Source organism: Stenotrophomonas nitritireducens, assembly GCF_001700965.1.
GTDB lineage: Bacteria > Pseudomonadota > Gammaproteobacteria > Xanthomonadales > Xanthomonadaceae > Stenotrophomonas > Stenotrophomonas nitritireducens_A.
The window spans coordinates 1067082-1080588 of record NZ_CP016756.1; the positions used below are offsets into that span (position 1 = coordinate 1067082).

General features: G+C 65.0%; 13 protein-coding genes and 1 tRNA gene. 1 reads left to right on the forward strand and 13 read right to left on the reverse strand.

Annotation, left to right across the window (positions count from 1 at the left end):
- Positions 1–186: 186 nt before the first annotated feature.
- Together BCV67_RS04595 and BCV67_RS04600 are read right to left on the reverse strand one after the other, a co-directional pair.
- Entirely contained in the window at positions 187–2940 is a 2754-nt protein-coding gene (locus BCV67_RS04595; RefSeq protein WP_062166671.1) for a protein kinase domain-containing protein, read from the reverse strand.
- A 20-nt stretch (positions 2941–2960) separates the two neighbouring features.
- Positions 2961–3512, reverse strand: a complete 552-nt coding sequence (locus tag BCV67_RS04600; protein WP_082746496.1) for an ECF-type sigma factor — start codon at positions 3510–3512, stop codon at positions 2961–2963.
- 400 nt (positions 3513–3912) lie between these two features.
- Here BCV67_RS04600 and BCV67_RS04605 point away from each other — a divergent pair, with 400 nt between their 5' ends.
- Positions 3913–4989, forward strand: a complete 1077-nt coding sequence (locus BCV67_RS04605; protein WP_062166672.1) for a DUF5694 domain-containing protein — start codon at positions 3913–3915, stop codon at positions 4987–4989.
- Positions 4990–5228: 239 nt separating this feature from the next.
- Here the strand turns inward: BCV67_RS04605 and BCV67_RS04610 are convergent.
- From BCV67_RS04610 to ruvB, 11 genes are all read right to left on the reverse strand, one after another.
- A tRNA-Lys gene (locus BCV67_RS04610) sits at positions 5229–5304 on the reverse strand.
- 60 nt (positions 5305–5364) lie between these two features.
- Positions 5365–6036 carry a 7-cyano-7-deazaguanine synthase QueC gene (gene queC, locus BCV67_RS04615; protein WP_062166673.1) on the reverse strand — a complete coding sequence of 224 codons (672 nt, stop codon included), beginning with the start codon at positions 6034–6036 and terminating at the stop codon, positions 5365–5367.
- 78 nt (positions 6037–6114) lie between these two features.
- Positions 6115–6810 (reverse strand): 7-carboxy-7-deazaguanine synthase QueE, encoded by a 696-nt coding sequence (gene queE / locus BCV67_RS04620; protein WP_428999502.1) that lies wholly within the window; start codon positions 6808–6810, stop codon positions 6115–6117.
- A 27-nt stretch (positions 6811–6837) separates the two neighbouring features.
- Positions 6838–7647 (reverse strand): tol-pal system protein YbgF, encoded by an 810-nt coding sequence (ybgF, locus tag BCV67_RS04625; protein ID WP_062166675.1) that lies wholly within the window; start codon positions 7645–7647, stop codon positions 6838–6840.
- A gap of 3 nt (positions 7648–7650) precedes the next feature.
- Complete coding sequence (pal, locus tag BCV67_RS04630; protein WP_057628800.1) at positions 7651–8169, reverse strand: peptidoglycan-associated lipoprotein Pal; 519 nt, start codon at positions 8167–8169, stop codon at positions 7651–7653.
- A gap of 61 nt (positions 8170–8230) precedes the next feature.
- Entirely contained in the window at positions 8231–9550 is a 1320-nt protein-coding gene (tolB, locus tag BCV67_RS04635) for a Tol-Pal system beta propeller repeat protein TolB (RefSeq protein WP_062166676.1), read from the reverse strand.
- A 160-nt stretch (positions 9551–9710) separates the two neighbouring features.
- Positions 9711–10781 carry a cell envelope integrity protein TolA gene (gene tolA, locus BCV67_RS04640; RefSeq protein WP_065868044.1) on the reverse strand — a complete coding sequence of 357 codons (1071 nt, stop codon included), beginning with the start codon at positions 10779–10781 and terminating at the stop codon, positions 9711–9713.
- Positions 10771–11199, reverse strand: coding sequence for a protein TolR (tolR, locus tag BCV67_RS04645; protein ID WP_057628798.1), 429 nt, complete (start codon positions 11197–11199; stop codon positions 10771–10773). Before tolR ends, tolA begins: the two co-directional genes overlap by 11 nt.
- A 38-nt stretch (positions 11200–11237) precedes the next feature.
- Positions 11238–12020, reverse strand: a complete 783-nt coding sequence (tolQ, locus tag BCV67_RS04650; RefSeq protein ID WP_062166677.1) for a protein TolQ — start codon at positions 12018–12020, stop codon at positions 11238–11240.
- A 20-nt stretch (positions 12021–12040) separates the two neighbouring features.
- A complete protein-coding gene (ybgC, locus tag BCV67_RS04655) occupies positions 12041–12466 on the reverse strand; it encodes a tol-pal system-associated acyl-CoA thioesterase (protein ID WP_062166678.1) in 426 nt (141 codons plus the stop codon).
- The gene (gene ruvB / locus BCV67_RS04660) at positions 12456–13502 is read right to left on the reverse strand and encodes a Holliday junction branch migration DNA helicase RuvB (protein WP_062166679.1); all 1047 of its coding nucleotides are present in this window, start codon (positions 13500–13502) and stop codon (positions 12456–12458) included. Before ruvB ends, ybgC begins: the two co-directional genes overlap by 11 nt.
- Positions 13503–13507: the final 5 nt, after the last annotated feature.

Sequence of the window (13507 nt, forward strand, 5' to 3'; positions counted from 1 at the left end):
CTGCTTCACTGCACGCAAAGCACCCGGGAGCTGTGCGCATAGGGCGCCAGCTTTTTGACCTTATACACCTCAGCGCACACCGCAAAGCGCTCTTACGTTTCCATGTGCAGGCAATCGCCTCATCCCCGCCACGGCCCGTGCGCGCCACCGGCAAACTGGCACTGCAACCATCAACCCGCGCCGTGGCTAGGGTGCGCTCACATTCCGCGCGGCCAGCAGGAGCAGCCCGTCCAGTTTTCGTCTATCCGGCGAGCCGGCGACCTGCAGGCGCCCCATCAGCGGCAACACCCGCTGCAGCTCCTCCTCGGCCAGGCGCGCATGCCCCAATTGCAGCAATGATTCGGCCAGCGCCAGCCGCGTCTCCATGACGGCCGCGCTGCCTTCGCCCTGCTTGCTGCCGGCAAACTCCACCGCCGTCCTGCGCAGGGCCAGTGCCCGTTCGCCTTCGCCCAGCCGTACCGCCAGATCAGCCTGGATACCCAGCAACCGCAGCTGCAGCTCTTCGGCTACCGGCAAGTCCATTCGCTCAAGCAGCTGCCGCGCCTGTGCCAGCTGACCGCTGCGCACATGCCAGTCAATCCGGTTCAAGTGCGCCTGCACGCGCCCGGGGGCATCGGCGGGCAAGCTCAGGCTCAAGCCCTTGTCGGCGTGCATCAGCATCGGGCCCGCCTCGCCCGCGCGCCCATCCCGCATCAGCAGGCGCGCCAACTCGCTTTCGGCACGCAGGCTGGTAGGCGAGTCATCGCCCAGTTTGTTTTTGCGGATCAACCAGGCCTGCCGGTACAGAACTTCGGCCGCGGCCAACTCGCCGCGCAACTCTTTCAACGAGCCGTAATTGAACAAGCCCATCGAGTACTCGACCGAATCCTGCCCATCCAGACGAGCGCTCAAGGCGTTCCGCTTCTGGTAGTGCAGTTCCGCGGCCGCGTAATCGCCCGAATCCCGATACAGATCCGCCAGGCCGTCGTACTGCATGCGGACAAAGCTGCTCTCCGCACCGTACAGCTCCAATGCGTACTGCATCCCTGATTGCAGCAGCGGCAATGCCTGTTCGTACTTGCCCTGTTCGCGCAGTATCTGCGCCAGGCGCATCTCCGCCGCCAAGGCCAGGGTGGTGCGCCTGCCGTGCAGGCTGCCCAGCATCTGCCGGAACTCGCGCTCCGCCGACGCCTGCCTGCCCCAGCGCAGGTACATCAGGCCCTTGTTGTAGGCCAGTTCGCTGACCTCGGCCGCCACATCCATGCCTGCCGCATCCTTGTACAACGCCATCGCCGTATCGAAGGCCGCTTCGCCGAGATCGAAGTACTGCTGGTTCACCAGGGCCAGGCCCTTGGCGCTGTACAGCCGTGCCTGCACCACCGCCGGGCCTTTGCGGCCGATCAGATCCAGTCCCTGGCCCGCCAACTGCCGGCCCAGTTCGCCGTCGCCATCAAGCGTCTTCTGCACGGAAAGATCGGCCAGCACATTGGCCGCATCCAGCGGCCGCGCCACCCGCGGGTCCATGAAGCCGGCATAGGCCTGTTGCAGCAGCGTGTCGGCCTGATGCGAGGCGCCTGCGTTCTGATAGGCAACGCCCAGCACCGCACGCATCCGCGCCAACTGCGCCGGGGCATCCGCCAGATCACGTGCAACCTGCAACGAGGCCTTGTCGAGCAGCTGTCGCGAGCTCAACTCCTCGGCTCCCCGCCCGGTGCGCAGGAACGGATCGGCGGACTCGAACATGCCAACCATGAAGTTGCTGACCTGCTGCGCTACAACCGCCTCTTCCTGTGCCTGCCGCCGCGTCTCCCACAAACCGAACACGAATACCGCCAGCAGCGCACTTCCCCCCGCAGCGATGGTGGCACCCTGCCAGTTCCGGCGCAGCGCCTTGCCCGCGCGATACAGGCGGCCGCCCTCGCGGGCAAGCACCGGCTGCATCTCCAGATAGCGGCGCAGGTCGGCCATCAAGGCTTCAACCGAACGGTAGCGCAGGGCGACGTCACTGGCGCAGGCACGCGCAACGATGGCGTCAAGGTCACCACGCAGGCGGCGCCGCCACGGCAGATCAGCCGGTGCATTCGCACTGGGCGAAGTCACCGCCTCACCGGTGCTCGGCGCCTCGCGCGTCGACATCTGCGTGGACAACAGCTCGAGCAGCATCACACCAAGACTGTAGACATCGCTGGGCGCGCCGACGGTTTGCCCTGCGATCAGCTCCGGGCTGGCATAGCCCGGGGTGCAGTAACCGGAGTCGCGCTTGTCACGCGCCTCGTTGAGCAGACGCGCCAATCCAAAGTCCAACAGCACCGGCTGACCATTGGCCTGGACCAGAACGTTGGGAGGTTTGAGATCGCAATGCAGCACCAGTTGTTCGTGTGCCGACTGCACGATGGCGCAGATTTTCAGGAACAGCGTAAGCCGTTGCGGCAAACCCAACGCCTGCTCGGCGCACCAGCCATCCAGCGGTACACCGTCGACGTATTCCATCACCAGATATGGATGCCCGTCCGGTGTGGTGCCGCCATCATAGAGACGCGCCACATTGGACAACTGCAGATCGGCCAGCACCTGCCGCTCCGTGCCGAGCAGCTCCACTTCGGTGGCGCCGGGCATGCCGTGCAGCAGCTTGATAGCCACGGTGCGCTGGTAGAGACCGTCGGCACGTTCGGCCTTGAACACGGTGCCCATGCCGCCATGCGCGATACGCGCGGTCAGCCGCCACGGCCCAAGCCGCTCGCCCACGCCCAGTTCCGGCGCCAATGCGCGTGCCAATGCCGTGTCCAGGCGGTTGCTGACCCGGCTCAGGCCCACGGTCTGCGAACGCAGCAGCTGCAGTACTTCTTCGCGCACGATCGGATCGGCAGTGCCGGCAGTGATGGCGTGCGGCCACTGCTCGCGCGGCAACTCGCAGACCGCGTCGAACAATTCACGCACCTGCCGCCAACGTTCGCCGCCCACTACCGCGCCCTCGCTATCGCTCAGCGCAGCTGCCGGTTCAACCAGGCCCGCGCAAAACGCAGGTCACGGTCGACCGTGGGTGCGGACACATCCAATACCAGGGCGATCTCATCGCGGCTCATGCCGCCGAAATAGGTCAACTCGATCGTGCTTGCCGCACGTGGCTCCAACTCTGCCAGTTGGTTGAGGGCCTGGTGCAGGGCCAGCACGTCATAGCCGATGCCGTTTTCGTCGGGTACCTGGTCGGCGTGCGACAGGGTCAACTGCTCGGCATTGCCGCCGCGTTTGCCGGCGGCCCGCGCGCGCAGGTGGTCCACCAGCACCGACCGCATCTTCAATGCGGCGATCGCGACAAAGTGGGTGCGGTCCTTGTAGCCGGCATCGGAACCGAGCAGGCGCATCAGCGATTCGTTGACCAGCGCGGCCGGCTGCAAGGTGCCATTGGTCTGCTGCGACAGGCGATTGCGCGCAATCAGCATCAGATCCGAGTACAGGGCTTCAAACAGATGCTCACGCGCATCCATGTCGCCCTGTTGCCAGCGATGCAGTAGTTGAGTGATCTGCTTGCTCAAACCTGTCCCCAGTGCCTGGATGCCCACCGGGCAACCGACGATGCATCCTTCATCTTAGGACCTACCCCCATCAGTTCCAACCACACCAGGGTGCCGCGCCCTGTTCCCGCGGCAGCTGTCATGCGCCTCCACGCCCCCATGTTGTATCCGCCCTCCACCTGCAAACAGGGGTCTGCGTCACACTGAAAGCCTTGCCCCGTGGTGCTGCAAGCCCTCCGGCGCGGCCGGTTCTTTCATGGCCCCTGCGCTACCGACGCAGGCGCCAGCCAGCGCAGAACGATCCGCTGGCTCGGCATCGACCACCATTGACAAGCACCTCGACGGCGATGGAATCTGCGCGACTTCGCGCCAACCAGGCGCTTATTCGGCGGAGCATATGCAGCACGGAATGATGCAGGGGATGTGGGGTCGAGGCGTGTTGACCGGCAGCATGTTGGCGCTGGCGATGCTGGCGCAGACGGCGCAGGCACAACGCTTTGATCCAGGTGCGCACAAAGGGCCGCAGCACGGCGTGCAGAACGAAGTCGCGGTACTCGGCACCCTGCATCTGGCCAGCCTGCCGGAAACATTCGACCCCGCCTCACTCGCCCCGCTGATCGACCGTTTGGCAGCATGGCAGCCGAGGGCCATTGCCATCGAGGTGGTATCCGGGCAGCAATGCGACACCTTGCGCCGCTACCCCGCACGGTACGCACTGACGGTGAACGATTACTGCCCGGACGTGTCCGCAGCGGCAAAGGCAACCGGGCTCGATGTGGCAGCAGCCAATGCCGCAGCGGACAAGTTGCTGGCGGCATGGCCGGCGCAACCAACGCCAGCGCAGCGCCGGGACCTGGCCGCCAAATTCCTGGCCGGCGGAGAACGCGAATCGGCACTGGTGCAATGGCTGCACCTGCCCGCTGCGGAACGCCATACGGACGCCAGCCTGAACCAGGAATTGGTGGCCATCCTGGAAGAACAGCGCAGCAGCCGCAACGAAACCACGCTGATCGCCGCACCGCTGGCGGTACGCCTGGGGCATCAACGGCTATGGCCGACCGACGATCACAGTGCCGATCGCTACGGTCCCAATCCCAAGGCGTATGTCGCGGCGATCCGAAAGGCATGGGACAACCCGGCATCCAAGCAGCGGTCGGCAATGTACAGCGGACTGGCGGCACAGCTGGACACGCCAGAGAAGGTGTTGGCGACGTATCGCCGTGACAACGGTCCGGATGTGGCCCCGGCCGCTTTCGCAAGCGACTACGGCGCCACGTTGGAGGAACCCTCGCCGCAGGGTTACGGACGCATGTATGTCACCGGCTGGGAAACCCGCAACCTGCGCATGGCCGCGAACATCCGCGATCTGATGGGCCCAAGCCCCGGCATGCGCACGCTGGTGCTGGTCGGTGCCTCGCACAAAGCCTATCTGGACGCCTATCTGGACCAGATGCACGACGTGCGCATCGTCGATGTCCAGCAGACCTTGCTGAAGTAGCGCACAAAGGCCGCGGCCAGAGCCGCGGCCTTGTCCTAGCCCGGGTAAGCGCAGCGCACCCGGGAGGCAGGAATGATCATGAGGTCCGGCGATATTGCGCCGACAACCCCGGCTGCGCTTACCCGGGCTGCACAGCTGGCCCGTCAGCGCTGCAGCAGTGCAGCCCGCGTGGATGCGCTACCGCAACGGCAAAGGCCGGCGCAAAAAAAAAGCACCCAGCTCGCGCTAAGTGCCTGTTTTGGTGGGCCGTGATGGATTCGAACCATCGACCAAAAGATTAAAAGTCTTCTGCTCTACCAACTGAGCTAACGGCCCAAACAAAGACCCGGCCGTAGCCGGGGTGCGTATTCTAACGCAATAAACGCAAAAACAACATCAGGCGTAATGGGTCGGATCGGCCATGCCGGCGGCGGCAAAGCCATCGGCGCGCAGCTGGCAGGCATCGCAATGGCCACAGGCCTTGCCGTCCATGTCGGCCTGGTAGCAGGACACCGTCAAACCGAAGTCCACGCCCAGGCGCTGCCCCTCCAATGCGATCTGCGCCTTGCTCAGGTACTGCAGGGGCGCATGCACGCGGATGCCCGCGCCTTCGACGCCGGCCTTGGTGGCCAGGTTGGCCAGCGCCTGGAACGCGGCGATGAATTCCGGGCGGCAGTCCGGGTAACCGGAATAGTCCACCGCGTTGACGCCGCAGAAGATGTCATTGGCACCCAGCACTTCGGCCCAGCCCAGTGCCAGTGACAGCATGATGGTGTTACGGGCCGGCACGTAGGTGACCGGAATGGCGTCACCCGTGCCCGCATCGGGCACGCTGATGTCGTCGGTCAGCGCCGAGCCGCCGATGCTGCGCAGGTCGACCGCGACCACCTTGTGCCCGGCCACGCCAAGGGCGCTGGCCACGCGGGCGGCGGCCTCCAGCTCGGAGGTGTGGCGCTGGCCATAGCGCACGCTCATGGCATGCACTTCAAAACCCTGTTCCTGGGCAATGGCGACGACGGCGGCTGAGTCCATGCCGCCGGAAAGAAGCACGACTGCTTTCTTCTTCATGGTGATTATCCGGTTGGGAGAGCAAAGCCAGCACGCTGTCCCGCGCCGGGGTAAACGATTGAAGGGTACGCCGCCGGCTCAATAACCCGGCGCGTCGTCCCACAGCAATTTGTGCAGCTGCATCTGGAAGCGCACCGGCAGGCGGTCCGCCACGATCCAGTCGGCCAGCTCGCGCGGCTTGAGCTGCGACTTGCTCGGCGAGAACAACACCATGCAGCGCTCGGCCAGGCGATGCTCAGCGAGCATGGACTTGGCCCATTCGTAGTCGCCACGGCTGCAGATCACGAACTTGAGCTGGTCGCGCGCGGTCAGCAGCGGAATGTTTTCCAGCCGGTTGCGCGGCATTTCGCGCGAATCCGGGGTCTTCAGGTCCACCACGCGCGACACGCGCGGGTCGACCGCGGCGATATCCAGCGCGCCGGAGGTTTCCAGCGACACGTCTAGGCCGGCATCGCACAGCTTCTGCAGCAGGATCAGGCAACGCTTCTGTGCCAGCGGCTCGCCGCCGGTCACACAGACGTGGCGCACGCCCTGCTTGAGTACTTCGGCGACGATGTCGTCGATGTCCCACCAGTCGCCGCCATGGAAGGCATATTCGGTATCGCAGTACTGGCAGCGCAGCGGGCAGCCGGTAAGCCGCACGAACACCGTGGGCCAGCCAACGGTATCGGCTTCGCCCTGCAGGGACAGGAAAATTTCAGTGATCTTCAATCGCGGCAAGGGCGACTGCACGATCTCGCTGGGAACAGCGGCGCTGGGAGAGTTCATAGTCATTGGCCGCACCGTGGGTGCGGCACCACATCAACGCAGTTGCTGGCCGAGCCGGATCGACTGCAGTCGATCCTGGGCGGTACGGGCCGCATCACTGCCGGGAAAACGGGAGATAACCTGTTCCAGGGTCTGCTGCGCCTGGGCGCTGTTGCCTTCACCAAACTGCGACAGGCCAAGCTTCAGCAAACCGCCGGCAGCCTTGTCGTGGGTGGGATAGCGGGCAACCAGATCGCTGAACTGTGCCTCGGCCATCTTGAAATTACGCGTCGCGTAAAAGCTCTCACCCAGCCAATACAGGGCATTGGGGGTGTAAGCGGCATTCGGGTACAACTCAAGGAAGCTCTGGAACAACTGCGCCGCGTCGGCATAGTTGCCAGCCTTCAAGGCGTCAAAGGCGACATTGTAGGCAGCACGCTCGTCACCGGCCGAAGCCAGCGTACCAGCGTCACCACGAACCGTCGGCGGACGCTCGACAGCAGCCGCTGCCGGCGTTACCGCCGCAGCGGCGGGCGTCACCGCACCAGGGGCCTGGCCCGCCGGAGCACCGCTACCGCCTTCAAGGCGATTGAGGCGACCGTCCAGGTCAAGGTACTGATCGCGATTACGCTGCTTCAGCTGTTCGTTCTCATGCTGAAGCTGCTCGATCGTGCCCTGCAACGCCTGCAACTCGGTGCGCAGCTGCTGCAGTTGATTGAGCATGTCGGTATTGGCCTGGCTGTTGTTGACCTGCGTTTCCAGCACGCCAACCCGGTCAGCCAAACTTGCCCGCTGTGCGTACGCGGGCGCGGCAGCCCCCAGGGCTGCCGCGACCACGAGCATCAATGTGATGCCGATACGCATCGATTACTGCGCGGTGTAGACGATTTCGACGCGACGGTTCTGCGACCAGCAGGACTCGTTCGAATCGGTGCACACCGGACGCTCTTCACCGTAGGACACGACGGTCAGCTGCGAAGCCGAGCCACCGTTGGCCTGCAGAGCGGAGTTCACGCCGTTGCCACGACGCTCGCCCAGGGCCTGGTTGTAAGCGCGGCTGCCGCGTTCGTCGGTGTTGCCCTGCAGGGTGATGCGCGAGGACGGACGGTCACGCAGGTACTTGGCGTGGCAAGCCATGATGGCCTGGAATTCCGGCTTGACCGAATCCTGGTCCAGATCGAAGTAGACAACGCGCTGACGCAGGCAGGCGTCGGTATCCAGGTCGCCCGGGCCGTACAGGCCGGAGGTGGACGGTGCGGTCGGCTGGGTGGTCGAACCGGTATCAACCGGCGGCTGCGCCGGCTGTTCCTTGACCTTCTTCGAGCAGCCAGCGAGCGCGGCTACCGACAGCAGCGAAACGAGCAAAACACGAGTTGACTTGTTCATGGCTATACCTAGTGGCTCCTGGCCAATGTTGGGATTAATGCGTGCAGAGATTAACATTTTATCAACGCGCAGTGCGGTACGGACCCCATGCCGGTTCGCGCACGTCGCCATCGGCCAGGACCAGACGCTGGCGCACCCGGCCGTCAGCGGACACTTCATACAACACACCACGCCCACCTTCACGAGCGGCGTACAGCACCATGCTCGCATTGGGCGCAAAACTCGGCGATTCGTCCAGCGAACCGGGCGACAGCGTGCTCCAGCGCGCCGAACCCAGGCTGCTGTCCATCATCGCGATCTTGTAGCTGCTGCCGGCACCCTGGGCAACGGCGATCTTCTTGCCGTCGAAGGATACGCTGGCCTTGGCGTTGTAATTGCCCTGGAAGGTCACCCGGCTGGCGCTGCCACCGCTGGAAGATACCTGATAGATCTGCGGGCGGCCGCCACGGTCGGAGGTGAAGTAGACCGAGCTGCCATCGGCCGACCAGGTCGGCTCGGTGTCGATGCCGAAATGGTTGGTCAGCTGGGTCAGCTGCTTGCTGCCCAGGTCCATCACGTAGATTTCCGGGTTGCCGCTGCGCGACAGGGCCAGCGCCAGGCGGCGGCCGTCGGGCGAGAACGAGGGCGCGCTGTTGATGCCGCGGAAGCTGGTCAACAGCTCACGGCCACCGGTGGCGATGTCCTGCACATAGATGGAGGAGTTGCCGCGCTCGAAGCTGACATAGGCCAGCTTGCGGCCGTCCGGGCTCCAGCTCGGCGACAGCAGCGGCTCGGCCGAGCGCACGATGGTCTGCGGGCTGTAGCCATCGGAATCGGCCACCATCAGCGCATAACGCATGTTGGCGCCACTGCCGCTGGCGGTGATGTACGCAATGCGGGTCCAGAATGCGCCGCGTACGCCGGTGATCTTTTCATAGATGGCATCGGCCATCTGGTGGGCGACGTCACGCATGGCGCTGGAACGGGCGGTCATTGCCAGGCCGAGCATGCGCTCACCCTTGGCCACGTCGAACAGCTCGTATTCCACGCGGTAGGCGCCGGCACCGGCGTCCTGCACCCGGCCCACCACCAGATAGTCCTGTTTGAGCGCGCGCCAGGTGGGGTACTGCACCTCGCTGCCACGGCTGGGGCGCTCGACGATCTGCGCTTCAGGCAGGTTGCGGAACTGGCCGGAACGGTCCAGGTCGGCACGCACCACGGCGGCGACGTCGGTCTGCGGGGCACCGGCCGAGCCTTGGTAGGCCATCGGCACAACGGCGATCGGCGTGGCCGATGCGTTGCCACCGGTGATTTCAATTTCCAACGCCCCCTGCTGTGCCGCGGCCGCGAACGGCAGCAACAGAACAGTGAGGGCGACCAGCCAGCGTGACAAATTCTTCATGAGGCGCTCAGCAGTACGAGTGAAGATGAAAGAGGGATAGCAGCAGACAGATGAACATTTTCGCAATCGTGAACGAAAGCCATGTGAAATCTGCCTGCCATCCGTCCGAATATTAGATTTCCAATGAAACCAGTTGGATGCCCGGGAGAGCACCCAACACTCAGTTCTGGGCAGTGAAGGTAAACATCAGTTCACGCCGGAACACAGTTTCGTAGCCGCGGAACGGAAGCGGCTGGGCCCGGAGCACGGCACGCTCGATCGAATCCTGCGCGGCGGCATCCATCGCGCAACCCGGCTGCACCTCGGCACTCATCACTTCGCCCCCCGGCAGCTGCTTGATCAGGATCCTGCAGCGGGTGCCATTGGCGACGTTGTCCGGCCGGTTCCACTGGGCAACAACGGCCTGCTGGATCGCGGCGGCGTATTTGGCGGTCAGGTCGTTGCTGATACCACCCTGCCCCGGCGATGGCGTGCTCGGCCCACTGCTGCCACTGCTGGTCGAGGTGGCCTGTGCGCGGGCGCGGGCATCGGCCACCTGGCGCAGGCGCTGCTCGGCCAGCTTGGCCTCACGCTCGGCCTGCTCGCGCTTGCGGCGGATCTCGGCGATCTTCTGCTGGCGCTCCTGCTCGGCCTGGTTCTCGTTGGCCTGGCGCTGCTGGTCGGCGAGCTTCTTGCGGTCGGCCTCTTCCTGCTGCTTGGCCAGGCGCAGCTTCTGCTCGGCCTCTTCCACCCGCTTGCGCTCGGTCAGGTCGATCTGTTCCTGGCGGCGTTTGGCTTCCTGTTCCTGCTTGGCCTTTTCCTGCGAGATGGCCAGCGCGCTGACACGCTCCTGGTCCACAGTGTCCGGTTGGGCAATGCGTTCTTGGGCATTGTGCTGCTGCGGGGTGGGCGCATCCTGCGGCTTGGGCTCGGGGATGGGCTGCGGCGGCGGCACGGTGTCTTCCGGCACCGGATCGGGCTGCACGTCTTCCGGCGGAGGCTCGGGCAGGTCCGGCAGCTTTTCCGAGGCCCGCAGGGCCTGGCGGGCGGCCGAGGCTTCGGCGGCGGACAACTGCATGTTGGCTTCCAGCGCCGGATCACCAGCGGCAGCCTCGGTATTGCGCGAGGGCGACCACAGCCAGGCAAAAATGAAGATAGCCGCCACCAACAGGTGCACCAGCAGGGCCAGTACGACCGGCAGGCCCCACTCGTTGCGGTTGTCGTGCGGCGGTGGCAGTGCGTCAGCGTGCATCGGTCGCCAGACCCACCTTTTCGATCTTCGCGGCCTTGATCACGTCCATGGCGTCCATGACCTTTTCATAGGCCACGCTCTTGTCGGCGGCCACGATCACCCGCAGCTCCTTGTCCTGCGAGGCCAGCGCGCCCAGCTGCGCCTGCAGCGCAGCGGCGTCCATTGCCTGCGGATCCTTGGCTTCGGGCAGTTTCAGGCTCATCTGGCCATCGGCGCGCACCGAGACCACGATCGGGTCCTGCTTGCTCTCCAGCGCCTTGGCGGTGGAACTGGGCAGGTCGACTTCAAAACTGAGGGTCAGCAGCGGCGCGGTCACCATGAAGATGATCAGCAGCACGAGCATCACGTCGATATACGGCACGACGTTGATCTCGGACTTGAGCTTACGGCGCTTGCGGCGGGGAATGGCGGCGGTCATGGGTTGGCTCCTGCGGTCAGAGGAAGGCGCTGGTGCACTTACTCGTCACTGCCGCTCTGCTGGCGCTGCAGGATGGAGCTGAACTCCTCGGCGAAGGTTTCATAGCGCACCGACAGCCGCTCGACGCGGGTGGTGAAGCGGTTGTAGGCCCATACCGCCGGAATCGCCACGAACAAACCAATCGCGGTAGCGAACAGCGCTTCGGAAATACCCGGCGCCACCGAGGCGATACCGGCCTGCTCGCCGCTGCTGATCATGTCGTGCATGGTCACCATGATGCCGAACACGGTACCGACCAGACCCACGTACGGGGCGGTGGAGCCGATATTGGCCAACAGTTCCAGGTTGCGCTCCAGCCCGTCCACTTCGCGCGCATAGGTGGTGCGCATGGCACGCTGCGCGCCTTCCAGCTGGGTGCGGCCATCAAAGGCGCGACGGCCCTGCAGGCGCGAATATTCGCGGAAACCGGCCTCGAAGATGGCTTCCAGGCCATCCACCTGGCGGTTGCGGTCGGTGGCCGAGGCGTACAGCTTGCCCAGGTCGGCACCGGACCAGAAACGGTTCTCAAAATCGCTGGCCTCGTTGTCGGCGGCCTTGAACACCCGCGCCTTGCGGAAAATGATCACCCAGCTGATGAACGAGCCGGCCAACAGCAGCAGCACGATCAGCTTGACCGGGATACTGGCCTTGATCATCAGGTCCAGGTAATTGATGCCGCCGCCATGGCTGGCCTGCGCCAGGGTCTGCGCGGCTGCGGCGCTGACATCGGCCGGCAGGGCCTCGGTCACGGTGGCCTGCAGGGCCAGAAGCAAAGCGATCATCCGATCTTCCTCAGTGTTGCTTAAGCGTGTTGTGTTTGAAGGGGTTTAAGCACTGCGTACAGCGTGTCATCGATGGGTTGCGGACGGAAATCCGCGGCCCCGACGGCGGCAAGCCGGACCTGCGCGCTGACCAGTACCTGGTCATCGCGCAGCACCGCCTGCGCCATCAACAAGCTGGCCCGCCGGCATTGCACCAGTTCCACCGTGGTGGTCAGTACATCGTCGAGCTTGGCCGGCTTGAAGAAATCCAGCGTCATCGCCCGGACCACGAACATCTGCCCATCGCCTTCGCGCAGGGACGCCTGTCCGTAACCCAGGGCCCGCATCCATTCGGTTCGTGCCCTCTCCATGAAGGCCACGTAGCGGGCGTGGTACACCACGCCGCCAGCGTCGGTATCTTCCCAGTAAATGCGTGTCGGCCAACTGAACCGAGACTCATTCGTCATCGCGCTGCTCCGCAAACAGGTCCACCGGCGCCGGTGTGGCCTTGGGTTTGAGGCCAAGATGGCGGTAGGCCTTGTTGGTGGCCATGCGCCCGCGTGCGGTGCGCACCAGGAAGCCCTGCTGGATCAGGAAGGGCTCGACCACGTCTTCCAGGGTGCCGCGCTCCTCGGAAAGCGCCGCGGCCATCGACTCGACCCCGACCGGGCCGCCGTCGAAATATTCCACCAAGGTGCGCAGCATGCGCCGGTCCAGCTCGTCGAAGCCTTCCGGATCGACCTTGAGCATCTGCATGGCGGCCTGCGCCACGTCCTGGTCGATATGCCCGGCCGCCTTGACCTGCGCGTAATCGCGCACGCGCCGCAGCAGTCGGTTGGCGATACGCGGCGTGCCGCGCGAACGCCGCGCGATCTCGCCGGCACCCTCGGCACTGCAATCGATGCCGAGGATGGCCGCCGAACGCCGCACGATGCGGGTCAGTTCATCGGCCGAATAGAACTCCAACCGCTGCACGATGCCGAAACGGTCGCGCAGCGGCGCGGTCAGCAGGCCGGCGCGGGTGGTGGCGCCGATCAGGGTGAACGGTGGCAGGTCGAGCTTGATCGAACGCGCGGCCGGGCCGTCGCCGATCATGATGTCGATCTGGAAATCCTCCATCGCCGGGTACAGCACTTCCTCGACCACGGGCGAGAGGCGGTGGATTTCGTCGATGAACAACACATCATGCGGCTGCAGATTGGTCAGCAGCGCGGCCAGATCACCGGCTTTTTCGATCACCGGGCCGGAGGTGACGCGCAGCGCAACCCCCAGCTCGTTGGCGATGACATGGCTGAGCGTGGTCTTGCCCAGCCCGGGCGGGCCGAAGATCAGCACATGATCCAGCGCCTCGTGGCGTGCCTTGGCGGCCTGGATGTAGATATCCATCTGCTCGCGCACCGGCGCCTGGCCGAGGTAATCGGCAAGGCTGCGCGGGCGGATGCTGGCGTCGGCGGCGTCATCCTCACGGGTGGCGCCGGCGCCGATGATGCGGTCGTCAGTCATTTCGC

Coding starts and splice junctions, on each gene's coding strand:
- BCV67_RS04605 (WP_062166672.1), top strand. CDS start 3,913: ATGTGGGGTCGAGGCGTGTTGACCGGCAGCATGTTGGCGCTGGCGATG.
- queC (WP_062166673.1), bottom strand. CDS start 6,036: ATGAAGAAGAAAGCAGTCGTGCTTCTTTCCGGCGGCATGGACTCAGCC.
- queE (WP_428999502.1), bottom strand. CDS start 6,810: ATGACTATGAACTCTCCCAGCGCCGCTGTTCCCAGCGAGATCGTGCAG.
- ybgF (WP_062166675.1), bottom strand. CDS start 7,647: ATGCGTATCGGCATCACATTGATGCTCGTGGTCGCGGCAGCCCTGGGG.
- pal (WP_057628800.1), bottom strand. CDS start 8,169: ATGAACAAGTCAACTCGTGTTTTGCTCGTTTCGCTGCTGTCGGTAGCC.
- tolB (WP_062166676.1), bottom strand. CDS start 9,550: ATGAAGAATTTGTCACGCTGGCTGGTCGCCCTCACTGTTCTGTTGCTG.
- tolA (WP_065868044.1), bottom strand. CDS start 10,781: ATGCACGCTGACGCACTGCCACCGCCGCACGACAACCGCAACGAGTGG.
- tolR (WP_057628798.1), bottom strand. CDS start 11,199: ATGACCGCCGCCATTCCCCGCCGCAAGCGCCGTAAGCTCAAGTCCGAG.
- tolQ (WP_062166677.1), bottom strand. CDS start 12,020: ATGATCGCTTTGCTTCTGGCCCTGCAGGCCACCGTGACCGAGGCCCTG.
- ybgC (WP_062166678.1), bottom strand. CDS start 12,466: ATGACGAATGAGTCTCGGTTCAGTTGGCCGACACGCATTTACTGGGAA.
- ruvB (WP_062166679.1), bottom strand. CDS start 13,502: ATGACTGACGACCGCATCATCGGCGCCGGCGCCACCCGTGAGGATGAC.